Below are 16,941 nucleotides of genomic sequence, written 5' to 3' on the forward strand. Positions count from 1 at the left end.
TTATGAAAGCTAAAATCTTATTGCTGGTGTCGGCTCTCACGAGCTTTGCCTTTTTGGGCACACATGCAGTAGCCGAAGAGATGCGGCTGTCTGACATTCAAAGCGATGACGAGTTCTCCGCAGCGATGCCGGTCACGGGATCTGTCGAAACCTTCTTTGGTGATTTTGATCTCGAACACAGTTTTCCAACGGAAGAATCTGCTGCTCGGATTTATGAGTTGATCGACCACCAACGAGCCGCACAGCTGTATCTGTGGGCCTTGCCAATCGTAGCGCAGGAACGGCTTGCCCAGAATTACTTCAACAACTTCGACTTTGACTACGGTGATTTCGTACGGATCGAGTCGTTTAACGAGCGTCGCGGATACCTGACTGCGAACGAAACTACAAACTACGCCTTGGGTCTGCTCAACACTAAGGGTGCCGCGACTGTGCTGGATGTCCCGCCGGGGATCGTCATCGGCATGGTCATCGACATGTGGCAGGAATCTCCGACGGATATTGGCATCTTCGGACCGTTTGAAGGCAAAGGCGGCAAGCACGTCATTGTAGGCCCGAACACGCCACAACACATGCGACCCGACCAGAAAAAGCTTGGCGATGACTTCCAGGTTCACGAGATCGGAACAGACCGGGCCGTCGTTCTGGCTAGAGTGGCCGGAGCGGATGTGGATACAGTGCAGAAAACCTGGAACCAGATTCAGATGTATCGCTACGGTTCCGAACCGGCCACGACGGTTCACCCCGGCGGGGACAAGTTCCTTCCGACGATTCAGCCTCGTGGCATGGCATTCTGGAAAGTCCTGCACGCCGCTATCAACAATGAGCATCTTGCCGAACGAGACCGCCTGTTCATGTATTGGCTGCGGTCTCTTGGCATCGAGAGAGGGAAGCCGTTCGAACCGAACGAACGTCAAACAGCGGCGCTGCTGGACGGGGCCAAGGTGGGCGAGATGATGGCCAAGTCCTTCGTGTTCAGCGAACGTCTGGATGGCGTTTTGCGAGAGTTCGACTGGCGCTACGTGCTCGGCGGGGAATGGGGTGACGGAATCAAGTACGATCAAAGCACTCAGAACTTTGACATTTTTGATCCCCGGGCCCGGTATACCTACGAGGCGCAATTGACCTCACCTTCGATGACCGTACCCCGGCCCGGGAAAGCGCAGGGATATGTCGCCAAGTTCGAAGACTCGAATGGAGAGCGGCTCAAGGGCGAACAGCGATATGTTATGCTGTTTGACCGAGAACCAAAGACAGACTTGTTCTGGTCGCTAACGATCTATGATCCTGACACACGTGTTCTTTTGGACAATCGCGGGCTTGAGTCTGGAGATGATGTGACCATCGACAGTCTCGAGCACAAACCGAGAAAGAACGAGGACGGGTCCTTTGCCGTGATGTTGGGGCCGGACGCCGCTCCGAAGGGGTGGGAAACCAACTATGTCCGTACACTACCAGGCCGGGGCTGGTTCCCGTATATCCGGGCGTACGGGGCACATGCCGAGTTCTTTGACGGCACCTACCAATTGCCAAACATCCACCGGGTCGAGAATTTCGACGAATACACGAAGTGATACAAAACTGCCGCCTGCGATAAGGCATCCGCCCGTCGTGGCACCGAAACTCGCGTACTTGAGCAAGAGACGCCACAGGAGAAATGTCACTAAGAAGTCCGAGGAGAATGCTATGAACAGACTGACTTCGAGCCTAGTTTCCTTAGGCCTTGTAGCAGGTTTAGGAACCGCAACTGCCGCACAGGACCGGGAAGAAGGTCTTGGCTACGGTACACTTGATCCCGCTGACGTCGGTGTGAACACCCCAGACTATTCACCTTTTGTCGACCAGCACATGCCTAATCAGGTGTTCTGGGGAGACACCCACCTCCACACGTCGTATTCTATTGATGGCGGTTTTTTTGGAAATACTTTGGATCCAGGCGATGCCTATCGATTTGCCCGTGGTGAAGAAATGGTATCTAGCACTGGTAGCCGCGTTAGGCTTCATCGGCCTCTGGATTGGTTGGTTGTGGCTGACCATGCCGAGTATTTCGGGCTGGCGGACATGCTGGCCAAAGGCGATCCGGTCATTCAAGAAGATCCGGTAACCGCGCGCTGGTACAAGATGCGCCAAAGCGGCGATCCGGATCAGGGAATGCAAGCTTTCTATGAGGTTGTGGACTCCGCTGCCCGACTAGAAAATCTGGTCGAAAACCCTTCGATTCAGCGTACGGCTTGGGATAAATCAACAGCCTACGCTGAACAGTATTATGACCCCGGTGTGTTTACGTCGATCATTGGGTTTGAGTGGTCGTCCTCCTCTAACGGCAACAATCTGCACCGAGTGGTTATGTTCCGCGATGGTGCGGATCGCGCTGGCCAGATTATTCCCTTTGCAACCTTTGATTCGGACGATCCTGAAGACCTTTGGGATTGGATGGAAGCCTACGAGAACAACACAGGAGGGCGTACTCTTGCGGCCGCGCACAATGGCAATTGGGGCACCGGGTTGATGTTTTCTGACAACCGCAACAATGGCGAACCGCTAGATGAATCCTATGCTAGGAAGCGGATGCGCTTTGAACCGATCTACGAGATGACGCAGATCAAGGGGGATGGTGAAACTCATCCGGCCCTCTCGCCAGATGATCGCTGGGCCGATTTTGGCACTTGGGACAAAGGGGACCTTGGTGGGCGCAATCGGATCACGGAAGAGATGTTGCCGCATCAATACGCACGATCTGCCTTACGACTTGGTCTGAGACATGAGGCAACCTTAGGCACCAACCCGTTTAAGTTCGGCATGATTGGTTCGACTGATGCGCATACCTCTTTGGTCACTACCCGCGAGGACAACTTCTTTGGCAAAAACCCTCCGGCTGAACCGGATCCGGGTCGCTGGAGCCATGTCTTCATGAAGGGCGAACTGGAGGGAACCGATTACTACAACTGGGAAACTCTGGCTTCCGGCCTGACCGGTGTCTGGGCTCGCGAGAATACCCGGGAAGCGCTGTTTGACGCGATCAACCGCAAATAAGTTTACGCCACTACAGGGTCGCGCATAACCGTGCGGGTCTTCGGTGGTTGGGACTTCAAAGTAGACGAGGTGGAACGGCCCGATTTCGCTGAGCGTGGCTATGCCGCAGGTGTGCCGATGGGGGGAGACCTGACAAATGCGCCAGCCGACGAGGCACCAACCTTCATGGTACGCGCCCTGCGTGATCCAGATAATGCGAACCTAGACCGGCTACAGATGGTCAAAGGCTGGCTTAATGCAGATGGGACAACCTCGGAAAAGGTTTACGACATGGCCTGTTCTGACGGTCGTACGATTAGCAATCATGCCTGCGACAGCGATGTTGGCAACACGGTGGATATCGCCAACGCCAGCTATACCAATACCGTTGGTGATCCGATGCTGGCTGTGGTTTGGACCGATCCGGACTTCGATCCTTCCCAGCGCGCCTTTTACTATGTTCGCGTTTTGGAGATCCCCAAGCCGACCTGGCAAGCTCATGACGCGAAGTATTATGGCATCGAAATGGCGCCAGAGGTTCCTATGATCTTGCAGGACAGGGCCTACACCTCGCCGATCTGGTACACCCCTGAAGGTTGAGCGCAAATGGAAGCGTGGGACAGGACCCGCGTTTCCGCCAGGATAGTGATGACAACTCTGTCGAGCCAGCGGCATCAACTTTTCAAACCTCAAAAGGGGAACACTATGAAACTGCGCTATGCGGCTATATTTGTCGGGATTTTCTTTGCATTTGCCTCGACTGCTGCCATCGCTCAGCAACGTCTCAATGTTGTGTTGATGCTGGCCGACAATCTCGGGTTCGGTGATCTCAGTGTTTACAACGGTGGCACCCGGGGCGGGATGCGCACCCCACATATCGACCAGCTTGCCTCCGAGGGCCTGCGACTGACGCAATTCATGGTGGAACCGGGCTGTACTCCGTCGCGGGCGGCATTGCAGACCGGGCAGTATTCCATCCGCAACGGCATGTCCCTGGTGATCGCGCCCGGGGCCGGTGGCGGGTTGCAGGAAGATGACGTCACCTTGGGTGAGTTGTTCAAATCAGTCGGCTATGACACGACCTATGTCGGCAAATGGCACTTGGGTCCGCAGGCTGTCAGCCAGCCACAGAACCAGGGTTTTGATCAATGGCTGGTGGGATTTTCCGGCACGAGCGACAGTTCCGCCTACAGCACAAATATCAAGGCGCTTGGTATGTCGGATGCCGAAGCAGAGGCATACGGTGCGAAGATCATCGAGGCCAGGGGGCCGGGCGAAACCTCCTTTGTGCGGCCCTATGATTTCGAATACCGCAAACAGATCGAAGGTGACATTGCCACTACGGCTGCCGCCTACATCACGGAGCAAGCCAAGGCGGAGGCCCCATTCTTCCTGATGATCGGGTGGACCCGGCCACACTTCCCTAATGACACAACCGACGAATTCATGGGCATGTCTGGCGCTGGCAAATACGGCGACTCGGTTATGGAATTGGACATTCGCACCGGCGAGGTTCTGGCTGCTATCGATCAGGCGGGCATCCGCGACAACACAATGGTAATCTGGATTTCGGACAATGGTGCGACGGTGACCGCAACGTCTTTGGACGAAGTGCATCAGGGCGACAACGGGCCATTCAGAGGGGAATTGGGGGACGCCTACGAAGGCTCAATCCGCACGGCGGGCATGATCCGGTGGCCGGGAGCAGTCGAACCAAGGGTCAGCAACGAGATGTTTGCCATTCACGACTTTTTCCCGACACTTGCCAACTTGATTGGCGCAGATATCCCAACCGACCGCCCCATTGACGGAGTGGACCAATCTGATTTCTTGCTTGGTAACTCGGACACATCGGCCCGCGAAAGTCTTATCACCTTCATCGGCGACCGCATCGCCGCCGTTCGCTGGAGGCAATTCCGTTTTTATCCGTTCGAAGTCGGGGTTACCGAAACCAACCCGGCTGTAGGCGGCTACATGGGTGCGATCACCGATACCGCCGGCTTCCCGCAGATTTTTAACATCGAAGCGGACCCAAAGGAACGAGTGAACTTAGCTCATGCCGGCGCAGGCTGGGCGATGGCGCCTTATCTGCAAATCATCAACACCTATCTCGCCACGCTGAAGGATCACCCCAATCCGTCGCCGCCGAATATGACGGACTTTAGGTAAATCAAACCCACAGCACTAAAACGGCGGCGTTTGTACCCTGTTGGAAAGGAATTGGTATATGACTTCTTCTAGGTATTTTTCAATTTTCAGGGTGTTGGTTCTTGCCACTCTGACTGCATTAGCTCTGCACTCGGAAGAAGCCGCTGCGCAGAACGCAGAAGCACAGGCAAACAACCCGCTGGCCGACATAACGGCGTTCAACATTCAGAACTACTACATCGACGAGTTCACCGGGCCGGGAAACCAATCGGGAAACCAGTTTGTATTGCGCTATGCCAAACCCGTGCAATGGGGGAATTCCAAATGGCTGATCCGCGCCTCGCTGCCGTACAACAGCTTCCCGGTCGGCACCGGGGGATCGACCGTCAATGGGATCGGTGATTTTGACATTTTTGCCGCCTACCAGATAGATACCGGCAACCCGGCAATCAGTTTTGCGGTAGGACCGCAGGTTGTCGCGCCAACGGCGACCGACAATCGGCTGGGATCGGATCAATGGCAGCTGGGCATCGCCAATGTCTATTTCAATGCCACATCGCCCAAGTTCCAGTACGGATACCTGCTGACCTGGCGTGGAGGGGTTGGCGATACAAAAGGCGGGCCCCGTGTCAGCTTGGGCGCCTTCCAGCCTTTTGCCTTCTACCAGTTGGGCAACGGCTGGTACACGGGCGGTGCGCCTATCTGGACATACAACTTCCGCAACAACAACTACTCTGTTCCCCTGGGCATTCGCTTGGGCAAAGTCGTCAAGCGTGACAAGACCGTCTTCAACCTGTTTGTAGAACCGCAATGGTCGGTTCGCGACAAGGGCGCTGGCCAACCAAAGATGCAGGTCTATTTCGCCCTAAACATGCAGTTTCTTTGATCCTCCAAACTTAAAAAAGAGAACTGCTTTGAACCGTCATAAGTGGTCTGTGAAAATCAGACGGCTGGCGAAATTGTATCGGACCACATTGGAAAGATACGAAATTGACGAAGCCCCGGAGTTTGACGGATCAGTTCAAAGCTAAAGTGACGATAGAAACGCTGCGTGGCGTGAAAAACGTGCTAGAGATCACTGCAAGCGTGTTGTCCAGGCGGGACTCGAATAGGTCGAAATGTCAGATGGAGCTTTCCGTTTCGGCATTCTGGGCATTAAATTCAGCGCCCAAAATGAACACGGCCGCCATAAGATACAAAAACACGATAGTCGCCATGATGCCGGAAAGCCCCGCATATGTTGCGCTGTAAGTTGATATATCACGAATGTAGATTGAGAACCCCCAGCCACAATTCCCCCACAATACGAGGGTCACAAAGACCCCAGGGAACACGCGTCTCAAAGGTCTGTGAGTTTGCGGAAGCCAAATGTGGCTAGCCGTGACTAGCAAGGTTAGAAACATAACTGCGATTGTTCCTCTGAGGATTTCGCTCGAAAACAACGCCGAATACAGTTCGGGTGCTGACTCTTCTACAAAGCTGAAAGAAGCTGGTAGTGCGACGGTCAAAAGACCCCCAAGGCTAAGAACGAAAGCTGCAAAAAGTACAAATAGGATGCAGATCAGGCGTGTGTACCACATCGGTCTGGTATCTGTTTCGTAGTATGCGCCTGAGACCGCTTTACGAATGGCGTCAATACCGTTCGAAGCAAAGAAAACGGCGAGGACAGCGCCAAAGGTAATTTTGGTCGTATCGCTTGCTTCCAGAACGGCCAAAATCTCGCGCTCAATTGGTTCCGCCAGGTCGTCAGGCCAAGCTCCAAGTACGAAATCTGCCAATTCCTGCGTGCTGATGTCGGCGTGGAGCTGCCCTGCGAGCGAAAGTGCAAAAATACAGAATGGGAACAAGGCCAGCAGCATTGACAGAGCAATATGACTGCTGTGCGCCCACCCATCGTTGCGGTCAAAGCGAACGGCTGTCGAAACCATCAGATGCAGAATGCGTTTCATGGGATCTATTCGGCCTATCCCTGTGCTGGATCACGCTGTCTCGTCGGGCACCCTTAGGTCCGTATCAACGAAAAAATTTCAGATGCTGTGTCTACGTTGATCGTCTGACCGGACAAAGCAAAGCTTTTTTCTGCGTCTTCAACAAGTTCAGAATAGTCCAGAGCAGCGCGATGGAGGAGCCCCAGACAAGGTGGTTTTTACATCTCCGTGTTGCGCCAATTTTCAGAAATTTCGACTGAACATCCTCAACAGGTTTGTGATTGGCAGACCATGGGTCTGGCTCAGGAGCTTTCCAAAGGACAATATGGACCCAGTGGACAGGATACCAACCAAGTTTTCCATTACACGAACCGAATAGCCATCTCACTTGATCCGGGACACTATTTGGCGTTGCATATTCAGCGTGTCCGCGGGGACAATTTTTGCGCAAGAAGACTTTTTTGCCTTTCTGGGTGGTTCGAACAATTTGGACCTGGCGGGTTGTGGAATGTGTCCTTAGTCAATCGTTAAGTCAGCGTTGGAGGATAAGTCATAATGGCTACTAAAGCCGAGCTTGAGATGGAACTTGCAGCATTGCGTCAGCAACTGGCTGAGCGACCAGAGTTGGTTGCGGCCCCTGAATCGGAAGCCGTGGCAACCGAAGCCAAGGAAGAAGCGGCCGAACCCCCAAACTTGGAAAAGGACATCGCCGATCTCTTGGCCGAGTTCGACGACGTTCCGCACAAAAAGACGATACTGCTTGCGCTTGGAGTGTTTGCTCTGGGTTATTTGATCGGTCGCTCAAGATAGGAGACGGGATATGAACCGAATTTCAAGAAACATCTCAATCGTCCTGCGCTCCGAGCGCCTTATTGCACAGCGTCATCTTGCGGTGCTCCGACGGCAGACCGGCTTGATGGCAGCGGCGGGCATTGCCGCCGGGGTGGGTTTGATCATGCTCAATGTTGCAGCGTTCTTTGCCTTGTCTGACATGATTTCTCGGCCAGCGGCAGCACTGATAGTCGCACTAGTTAACTTGGCGCTTGCCGTTCTTTTGGTAGCGCTTGCCAACAACTCGAAGGTTGCTGAGGAGACCGCCCCTGTGGCCGAGGTTCGCGACATGGCGCTGGAGGACATCGAAGCCGAATTGCGCGTTGCAGCAGAAGAAGCCAGGTCTGCCGCGGATGCGCTCAAGAAGATGGCGCGGGACCCACTCGGGACATTTGCTCCGGGGCTGGCGGGATCGGTTGCCAAAGCTGTGATCAAGAACCTCAAGACTTAAGCGGAGATTGGATAAAATGGTTTGTAGCTCGCTGCTCATTCTTAACCGGAAATCTGCCGCCCGCCCTGACGTCAGAGCGGCGGTCCGGCCTCTGGAAAAGGAACTCGGCATCGAGGTCACTATCCCATGGTCAGGCAAACAGTTGCGCAAGTTGATCCGCAAGCGATTGGCTAAAGGGGCGACTCACTTTGTTGCAGGAGGGGGAGACGGGACGCTCAACGCTGTGACTAGTGCCCTGCTGCGGTGTGATGCGGGGCCGGACGTAACGATGGGGCTTATCCCCCTTGGCACCGCCAACGACTTTGCCAGATCTTACGGTGATGATGGATTGGATCTCACTACATCGCTAAAGCGAGCGACAACGGGTGAGGCAAGGCCGATTGATGTCGGGCTGATCAACGGTCGCCCTTTCGTGAACGTCGCCAGTGGCGGCTTTGGGGCGATGATCACCGCGACGACCCCTAAGGAGGTCAAGAAACATCTGGGCGGTTTGGCCTATACTTTGACTGGTCTGGCGCGGCTTTCGGAACTGAAGCCCACGCAGGCCCGGATTTCTCTAGATGGGTCAGAGCCGCATTCGGCGTCCATTTCCGCCCTCGTCATAGGCAACAACCGTTACGCCGGAGGCGGGTTTGAGGTCACACCTGAAGCTGACATGTTCGACGGGTTGCTCGATCTGGGGGTTTTGACAACCGATGGGCTGCTTCCGGAAAAACTGCCTTTCGGACGCTTGCCGGACTTGACCGACCCGATTGCAGGACTTGTTCAGCGCAGTCGTTTCAAGCAGGCGGTTCTGGAAACCGAAAAGCCGTTTCATTTGAATCTTGATGGGGAACCGATGGTGGATACAACATTCGAAATCTCGGTTCTGCCTCGAAGGCTGAAATTCGCGCTACCTGACGCCTTTTACTGACCGTCAAAGCACCGGTGAGAACAACCTTGCAATCGGGGCACCGACGCGGATGTGCCGGGGTTGTTCCGCCAGTGTTTTGTTCAGAACCAACGACCTTTCAAAGTCCTTTTCCAACATGGAGGCGGTCGCATTGGCAGCACGGCTGTCGAAGAAAACGGCCATCGCCTCGAAATTCAAGCGGAAAGAGCGGTTATCCATATTCGTGGTGCCAATCGCGGCAAGGGTGTCATCCACGACCAGAGCCTTCTGATGCATGAAGCCTGATTGGTATCTCCAGACTTGCACACCAGCCTGCCGAATTTCGTCGAAATAGGCGAAGGCCGTTAGCCAAGGGATTTTGTGGTCGATGACCTCCGGAACCAGAATGCGTACATCAACCCCTTGCAGAGCGGCGTGCTTCAAGACTGTGAGCACATCGGCATCGGGTACAAAATACGGCGAGGCGATCCAGATCCGTTTCTTTGCATTTGCGATGGCCGTGAAAAAGAAAAGGGCGCCGGTTTCCATTTCGTCCCCGGGGCCGGTTGGCACGATCAAGCCGGACATGTTTTCATCCATGTGACCTGCCTCCCAGTTCATGTCCGGAATCAGGATTTCTTCGGTTGCCCAGTGCCAGTCTTCCACAAAAACAAGTTGTAACTGCGAAACGACCGGACCGCGAAGTTCCACATGCGTATCGCGCCAGTCACCGAACTTCGGGTCTCGCCCCATGTATTCGTCTCCAACATTCAACCCACCAGTAAATCCGACCGTTCCGTCCACGACCACAGTCTTGCGGTGATTGCGGAAATTGAGTTGAAACCGGTTTTTCGGCCCCCGCATCTGACTGGGATCCACCACGCGAACGCCGCCCGCACGAAGCTCGTTGAGATAGGTGTTAGGCAATTTGATGCTGCCGACCGGATCGCACATGAACAGAACCGTGACCGAGCGTTTTGCAGCGGCGATCAGGCGGTCCCGCAAAACCCGCCCCAGTTCGTCATCGTGCACGATGTAGAATTGAACCAGAATATAGTTCTGCGCAGCGTCAATGGCCTCAAAGATCGCATCGAATGTCTCGTTCCCGTCAATCAGAATGCGCATGTTGTTGCCACGCACTACAGGGAGTTCCGAAATTCTTTCCAATGCCTCGGAAGGAAACTCGGTGGGAACCTCAGGTGCATGGGCTTCGCGAAAAGTCTTGATGCCCTCGATCACCTCTTCGCTGTTTCGGCGCCCGGTCAGGTATTTACTGAACTTGTGATGACCCAGAAACAGATACAGCGGAACGCCCAGATATGGGGCGGTAACTAGGAAAACAACCCAACCTACGGCGCCTTGAGACGTTCGGGCCGATGAGATCGCCCGCCAAGCGAACCAGATGGCAGTGGCCTCCAGGAGGATCAGCAACAGGATCAGAATTGTAGACACAATTGGGCCCTCTTCAGCTTGCGCCAACTGACCGCAAGGTTTGAGGGTTGGACGTTCGGCGCGGAAAAATCAATTGAGTTTGAGTATGCAACAGTGAGGGAATTCTGCCAATTCTCGGAGCTTTTGCGAGGACATTTTTTTGGTCCGTGTACCCATTTCGGTTTTACCGAAAGTGTTAATCAGGTTCTCCGGAAAGAACTGTAGTATTCGTAAAGAGTTTTGGATGCTATTTTTGAGAACGAAACAAGCTCTGGTTTGGGCTTACTTACTGCCCAGGTCAATGAAGGAAGGTGGTTTCCCAGGTGGAAGAAAGTGATATCCCGTCAATGGACACTTTTGTCGAAGTGCGCGACCGGTTTGATCACTGGCTGGACGGCTTGGACCTGAGCGTTGTCGTTGCCTTGGTGGTCTTCCTTGTGGTTGTCGTCCTCTGTCGGAAGTCTTTGTCCCGCTGGATCATGGCGCTGATTTCGGCCTTACTAAAGCGGTTGTCCATCGATATCTCGGACAGTGTTGTGCAGGAATTGACACGAACGACATCGGTTCTCCTTGTGACCTTTGCCGTCTTTGGGGTTATGGAGGTTTTGAACTTTCCCAGAATGCCCGTCGATCTGTTCAGGCGAATTCTGGCTTCGGTGGCCGTGATTGCTGTGTTTTCCGGTTGGTACAACCTAAGTGGACCTTTTGTATCCCTGCTTCAAAGCGACCGCTTTTCGGACGTCCGAATGGAAACCGGGTGGATGGAGCGCGTTGCCCGTTTTGGCATCCTTCTGTTTGGTATCACCTCCCTTCTGGAAGTCTGGCAGGTCGACATCAGTGCCGCGTTGACCGGGGTTGGTGTGTTGGGGGCCGGGCTGGCCATTGCGACGCAGGACCTGATCCGCAACCTTGTCGCAGGTATGAACAACATGAGCGAGAAGCGCTTTGCAGTCGGGGACGCAATCCAGATCGACGGATCTTTCGTCGGCACGGTCGAGGCCATCGACCTGCGTTCCACCCTTATCCGGGGGTTCGATCAGATTCCCCGCTATGTCCCGAATTCCGAGTTGTCCAATGCGGTTGTTCTCAATTTCTCGCATCGCCACCATCGGCGGGTCATGCTTTCCATACCTTTGGTATTGAGCAGCACCGAGGCTCAGGTCGTGCAAGTTCGGAATGCGTTGCGGGAGCACCTGACGACCAGTGGAGATTTTGAGTTGTCAGAGGATGCTCCGCAACATGTCTATGTCGAAGGACTATCGGACAGCGCCGTAACGCTGATTTTCTATGCTTGGACAATCAACCCTGATTATGACAATTTCCTTCAGGTGAATGAGCGTCTGTCGCTCAAGATCCTTGAGGCAGTACAGGCGGCAAATACAGAGCTTGCCTATCCGACGCAGACGATAAACCTGCACAGCCACGACGCTCTGACAGGTTAGTTTGGAGTTTACCGAACGATCAGTTTTCGTTTTCTGATTTCTGTTCAAACTACCGCTGAACTTCTTTGGTTTCAGTTTCTAGTTCGGATCTGGATATCGTCAGCTTGGCTTTTCGAGCAGCTTCATTGTACGCCTCCGGTTACTACGGTTGCATAAGGTTCGGTAATTGGTTTTTCTTTGTAGCTGAGACAGTCCGCTTTCGTTGTGAGTCGCCTAGTTTGGGTTTGAAATGGACCAGTAAGCCAATTTTATTGTCAGGCTACGCCCCGCGCGTTGGGACAAGTATTGCTGTGCGATTTCGCTTTGCACCCGATTGGTAGCGTGATCAGAATAGAATTGGCATGACCTCGTTTCACAGGGACATGGAAATGTCGTTCTTAAGGCCATATGCGTATCTCACGTAGCCCGCGCCTTCACTGACCAATAGCACACCAGCAACGATGCCGATCAGAAAGACACTGACTTCGGGGTACAGGGCCAGCAAATTGTCTGACGTCAGCACCAATGGGACAGTTTAGGTCGATTTGATAAGAGAGGGTTTCTGGCTCATCGTAACCGCCAAGGAGTGGAGATGAGAAAGAAACCCGGAACCAAGCAGAGCCACGGTGAGAAGGTCGTAAAAGACATCCGCCGCGCGACGCGTAAGCAATATTCAGCAGAAGAGAAGATCAGGATCGTGCTGGACGGCCTGAAGGGCGAAGACAGTATTTCAGAGCTGTGCCGCCGTGAAGGCATTGCCCAGAGCCTCTACTACAGTTGGTCCAAGGAGTTCCTTGAAGCCGGCAAGAAACGTCTGGCAGGCGACACGGCCCGTGTAGCGACATCGACCGAGGTCAAAGATCTGCGCCGTGAGGCCCGCGATCTGAAAGAAGTGGTTGCCGAACAGGCTCTTGAACTGCGGTTGCTCAAAAAAAGCATGATCGCGGATGGGGGCGACGACGAATGAGGTATCCCGCATCCGAAAAACTGGAGATCATCCGCCTCGTCGAAGGTTCGCATCTCCCGACCAAGCGCACTCTGGAAAAGCTGAGCATCCCGAAGACCACCTTCTATCGCTGGTATGACCGGTATCTGTCGGGTGGTCCTGAGGCGCTTGAGGATCGTAGTCCCAAGCAATCACGGGTCTGGAACCGCATTCCGCAGCCGATGCGTGAGAAGATCAAGGACCTGGCTCTGAAGGAAAGCGATCTGTCGCCGCGCGAACTGGCCGTGCAATTCACCGACACGGAAAAGTACTTTGTGTCAGAGGCTTCGGTCTATCGCATCCTTAAGTCTTACGACCTGATCACCAGCCCGGCCTATGTGGTTCTGTCAGCAGCAGATGAGTTCCACGACAAGACGACACGGCCGAACCAGCTCTGGCAGACCGATTTCACCTATCTGAAGGTGATCGGCTGGGGATGGTTCTATCTCAGTACGATCCTGGACGATCACAGCCGTTACATCATCGCCTGGAAGCTTTGCACGACGATGAAGACCGAGGATGTGACCGACACGCTGGACCTGGCACTACAGGCGTCGGGCTGTGATCAGGCAACCGTGCTGCACAAACCGCGCCTGCTCAGCGACAACGGGTCCAGCTACATCTCTGGTGAGCTTGCCGAATGGCTGGAAGATCAGAAAATGGATCATGTTCGAGGCGCGCCATATCACCCACAGACCCAAGGCAAGATCGAGCGCTGGCACCAGACTCTCAAGAACCGCATCTTATTGGAGAACTACTATCTGCCCGGCGACCTTCAGCAGCAGATCGATGCCTTTGTCGATCACTATAACCACCGGCGCTATCACGAGAGCCTGCAAAACCTCACGCCCGCTGATGTCTACTTCGGGCGCGGCCACACCATTCTGAAACAACGAGAAAGGATCAAACGGAAGACAATCGAAACCCGGCGCTTGCTTCACCGCAAATCCGCCGCATAATCAAAACAACCAGATGCGCCAGATCCTCTCTTAGCTCAGGCAGAAATCTGTCCCAATATCCCTGACGACGGACACCTTTCGCATGAGAGCGTGTCTTTGCCGAAGGGCGTCAAAGAATAACCCTTTTGGAGTCGAAGCGACATCTGAGTAGCCTTGCGTCAGTTAGGTATCGTTGTTGGGATTCGATGGATGCAAAGCCACGATGATATAGTTGAGTCGTTCAGCCTTAAAACGCAAAGCTTTGAAGAGCTAAGCGACGCAGTCGTCAACTGGGATCAGGAGTATGACCAGTTGTCGGGCGGTCAATTCGAGGGTGGCCTCAAGCTGGCGCAGGTTAATGAGTCCCAGATCCTCAGAATTCGATGGGGACAAAAAATTCGCTACCGTGGAACAGCCCCAGCTGGGGCTTTTGCCTTTGCTTTGCCGTTCGATCAGCAAGGAGATGCAAACTGGATCGGCCAGAAAGCGGGCGTGGACACAGTTCTCATGCAAGCACCAAACAAGGCCGGCGATCTGATTTCCTCCAATTTCTACGACGCGCTGGTGCTCGGAGTTCCTGAAAACGACGTGTTCCGGATTTCATCGGCGCTATCTGGGAAAGGCGAAATCAGTGGCAACTTGCATGGGGCCTCAACCCTTTCGACGGCAGGTGCAGCTTCTTTACGCCATCAGGGACAATCGCTCATTGACCGGGCTATCTCAGATTTTTCCGACGACAGAGCCGCTCTTAAGCGTCTCTCCGATCAGTTTATCAAGTTGTTCCTTTGGGAGCTGGTGAAGTCAAATGGCGGCGGCCTAAAGGAACACCGGGTTTCCAGACTGGCCAGACTGGTGGGGGACGCAACAGATCTGGTTCTATCCGACGTGACCGGAAACATAGGATTGACCACTCTTTGCGCTCATTATGGTGTCAGCCTTAGGACACTTCACTATGCATTCAAAGATGTCACGGGCCTTTCAGCTGCGACCTGGCTGCGACGCATGAGGCTCAATAGAGTGCATCGCGAACTGCAAGGCGCGATCTCGAATGGGGCTACAATAGGCAGCGTGGCCGCGACTTACGGCTTTCACCATCAAGGGCATTTCACGAACCAATACAAGCGGCTGTTCGGCTGCCTGCCATCGGAAACACTGCATCGCAATTAGACGGAAGTTTAGTCTCAAAAACCCAGTCTCAAGAGATGTTTGCAGATTTTGGATAAGAATGATGCGTGATTTTGACAGCCAAAGAGGCCACCATTGTCGAGTAGTCTGATGGTTGCGCAGCGGCGCCTTCAGCCACAAGAATTCCGATCAAATTTTTTAGGAGAGATACATGAAACTTCTTACCAATCATTTATCGGCGGCAATTGCCCTCAGCCTCATTGCGGCGGGCGCCAGCGCCTCCAAGGCCCATGCAAATGAGGACACTGTCTCAACGGAGCTTCCGCCATTGATGCAGCAAATCAACAATGGCAACTGGCTTGAGGAGTCTGAGGCGCAGAAATTGGTAGACGAACTCTACTATCATAGAGCGATTCAGGCCTACTACGACATGTTACCGGCAATGAACACCATTGGCCTGCGCGATGGGTCTGAGGCAGTGTTTGGAGCGGGCTACAACGTCATTCCGATCTGGAAAGAAAGAATGGACTCCCGCGCATGGGTTCCGACACCTAACGCTGACGTTATTTATTCAATGGGTTACGCAGATCTCAAAGAAACCGGCCCATTGGTTGTTGCGGCTCCACCCAATACAGTGAGCATGCTCACAGATTTCTTCCAAGTAACGTTGACGGACGTAGGCGCCGCTGGTCCAGATGGCGGAAAAGGCGGACTGTATCTCCTTCTTCCACCCAACTACGATGGCCCGGTTCCGAATGGCGGGTATTACACGTTCGAGTCTCCGACATACAACGTGTTTATCTTCTTTCGCACAATCATGAAGCAGGGTGATGGTGGTCCAGATCCCTCCGAGGCGGTCGCGACGGCGGAACAAATTCGTATTTACCCACTTTGGGAAGTGGAGAAGGATATTCCGGCAATGGAGTTCCCGAACGCCTCGGGCAAGCGCCTCAACATGATGTATGAAACCGATTTCGACTTTTGGACGAAAATGAAAGAGTTCGTGGACCATGAGCCTTACTCGGCCATTCCGCCGGCTACTCGCGGTGTTTTGGCTTCCCTCGGCATCAAGAAGGGTGAGCCATTTAATCCAACTGCCAAGCAAATGGAATCCTTGAACAAGGCGATGGAAGTTGCACCAAAGATGATCTTTGCCTCCAGGCAGGTCGGTCGACCGGATGGCCGTAACTTCTATTACTATGACAGACAGTATGAACGCGTTTGGTCTGGAGCTACCGCCGAGTTTATGCAGGACGGCTACCTCGACATCGACCAAAGGGCTGCCTTTATGCAATTTGCATACAGCACGTCACCAGCAATGGTTAAACGCGTTATCAATGGTGGTGCAAAATATCCGGTTACTGCCAGAGACGCGGACGGCGAATTCTTGAATGGTAGCCACCACTACAAGCTACATCTGCCGGCGGGTATTCCGGCGAAGCTGTTCTGGGCAGTAACGCTCTACAACGTAACCGATGGGACGATGCCGGAAACTGACCAGTTCATGCCGTCTATCAATCAATTCAACGATTACGAGAAGAATGATGATGGTTCGGTTGATCTCTACTTCGGTCCGACGCTGCCAGACGGCGCTCCTGAGTCCAATTTCATCAAGACCGTTGAGGGAAGAAACTTCCTGACAGCTGTGCGACTGTTTGGAACGGGTATCGAGTTCTTCGACCAAACTTGGAAACCCGACGATGTTGCGAAAATTGACTAATTTTCAAATCGTTGGATAAAAAAGTTCTGAAAGCCCGCAGGGAACTGTGGGCTTCCTGGACAACTGTGATCGCAGCGCAC

At 53.7% G+C, this 16,941-nt stretch carries 13 protein-coding genes and 1 pseudogene; 11 read left to right on the forward strand and 3 right to left on the reverse strand.

Features of this window, described 5'->3' with window-relative positions:
* Nucleotides 1–2: 2 nt before the first annotated feature.
* The 4 genes and pseudogenes from ACR0LN_RS16010 to ACR0LN_RS16025 all read left to right on the forward strand — a co-directional run bounded on the left by ACR0LN_RS16010 (nucleotide 3) and on the right by ACR0LN_RS16025 (nucleotide 6,046).
* Entirely contained in the window at nucleotides 3–1,574 is a 1,572-nt protein-coding gene (locus tag ACR0LN_RS16010; protein WP_170469318.1) for a DUF1214 domain-containing protein, read from the forward strand.
* 274 nt (nucleotides 1,575–1,848) lie between these two features.
* Nucleotides 1,849–3,612 (forward strand): annotated as a pseudogene (locus tag ACR0LN_RS16015) (DUF3604 domain-containing protein).
* A gap of 105 nt (nucleotides 3,613–3,717) precedes the next feature.
* On the forward strand, nucleotides 3,718–5,181 hold the full coding sequence (locus ACR0LN_RS16020; RefSeq protein WP_170469324.1) for a sulfatase-like hydrolase/transferase: 1,464 nt from the start codon (nucleotides 3,718–3,720) through the stop codon (nucleotides 5,179–5,181).
* A 58-nt stretch (nucleotides 5,182–5,239) separates the two neighbouring features.
* Entirely contained in the window at nucleotides 5,240–6,046 is an 807-nt protein-coding gene (locus ACR0LN_RS16025) for a hypothetical protein (protein WP_170469327.1), read from the forward strand.
* A gap of 235 nt (nucleotides 6,047–6,281) precedes the next feature.
* Here the strand turns inward: ACR0LN_RS16025 and ACR0LN_RS16030 are convergent, their stop codons facing one another.
* Entirely contained in the window at nucleotides 6,282–7,109 is an 828-nt protein-coding gene (locus tag ACR0LN_RS16030; protein WP_170486473.1) for a YihY/virulence factor BrkB family protein, read from the reverse strand.
* Between the two features lie 534 nt (nucleotides 7,110–7,643).
* Between ACR0LN_RS16030 and ACR0LN_RS16035 the strand changes: the two genes are divergently transcribed.
* From ACR0LN_RS16035 to ACR0LN_RS16045, 3 genes are read left to right on the forward strand one after another with little or no spacing between them, the layout of a single operon-like run.
* Nucleotides 7,644–7,898: a hypothetical protein gene (locus ACR0LN_RS16035; protein WP_170486474.1), complete on the forward strand. Its 255-nt coding sequence runs from the start codon at nucleotides 7,644–7,646 to the stop codon at nucleotides 7,896–7,898.
* Between the two features lie 10 nt (nucleotides 7,899–7,908).
* Complete coding sequence (locus ACR0LN_RS16040) at nucleotides 7,909–8,370, forward strand: phage holin family protein (RefSeq protein WP_170486475.1); 462 nt, start codon at nucleotides 7,909–7,911, stop codon at nucleotides 8,368–8,370.
* A 16-nt stretch (nucleotides 8,371–8,386) separates the two neighbouring features.
* On the forward strand, nucleotides 8,387–9,283 hold the full coding sequence (locus ACR0LN_RS16045; protein WP_170486476.1) for a YegS/Rv2252/BmrU family lipid kinase: 897 nt from the start codon (nucleotides 8,387–8,389) through the stop codon (nucleotides 9,281–9,283).
* Between the two features lie 3 nt (nucleotides 9,284–9,286).
* Here the strand turns inward: ACR0LN_RS16045 and cls are convergent, their stop codons facing one another.
* Entirely contained in the window at nucleotides 9,287–10,693 is a 1,407-nt protein-coding gene (gene cls, locus ACR0LN_RS16050; protein ID WP_170486477.1) for a cardiolipin synthase, read from the reverse strand.
* Nucleotides 10,694–10,995: 302 nt separating this feature from the next.
* On the opposite strand from cls, the gene ACR0LN_RS16055 reads away from it, so the two are divergent.
* Nucleotides 10,996–12,114, forward strand: a complete 1,119-nt coding sequence (locus tag ACR0LN_RS16055) for a mechanosensitive ion channel family protein (protein ID WP_170486478.1) — start codon at nucleotides 10,996–10,998, stop codon at nucleotides 12,112–12,114.
* Nucleotides 12,115–12,466: 352 nt separating this feature from the next.
* Here ACR0LN_RS16055 and ACR0LN_RS16060 read toward each other — a convergent pair whose 3' ends face one another.
* Nucleotides 12,467–12,616 carry a hypothetical protein gene (locus tag ACR0LN_RS16060; protein WP_170486479.1) on the reverse strand — a complete coding sequence of 50 codons (150 nt, stop codon included), beginning with the start codon at nucleotides 12,614–12,616 and terminating at the stop codon, nucleotides 12,467–12,469.
* Between the two features lie 69 nt (nucleotides 12,617–12,685).
* Between ACR0LN_RS16060 and ACR0LN_RS16065 the strand changes: the two genes are divergently transcribed.
* The 3 genes from ACR0LN_RS16065 to ACR0LN_RS16075 all read left to right on the forward strand — a co-directional run bounded on the left by ACR0LN_RS16065 (nucleotide 12,686) and on the right by ACR0LN_RS16075 (nucleotide 16,861).
* Nucleotides 12,686–14,037, forward strand: a protein-coding gene (locus tag ACR0LN_RS16065) for an IS3 family transposase (protein WP_480431033.1) whose coding sequence is annotated in 2 segments (ribosomal slippage) — nucleotides 12,686–13,022 and nucleotides 13,022–14,037 — 1,353 coding nt in all. Because the reading frame shifts where the segments join, the coding sequence is not laid out codon by codon here.
* A gap of 189 nt (nucleotides 14,038–14,226) precedes the next feature.
* On the forward strand, nucleotides 14,227–15,183 hold the full coding sequence (locus tag ACR0LN_RS16070; RefSeq protein WP_480431035.1) for a helix-turn-helix domain-containing protein: 957 nt from the start codon (nucleotides 14,227–14,229) through the stop codon (nucleotides 15,181–15,183).
* A 169-nt stretch (nucleotides 15,184–15,352) separates the two neighbouring features.
* The gene (locus ACR0LN_RS16075) at nucleotides 15,353–16,861 is read left to right on the forward strand and encodes a DUF1254 domain-containing protein (protein WP_170352520.1); all 1,509 of its coding nucleotides are present in this window, start codon (nucleotides 15,353–15,355) and stop codon (nucleotides 16,859–16,861) included.
* Nucleotides 16,862–16,941: the final 80 nt, after the last annotated feature.

Source organism: Ruegeria sp. AA6 (assembly GCF_056542865.1).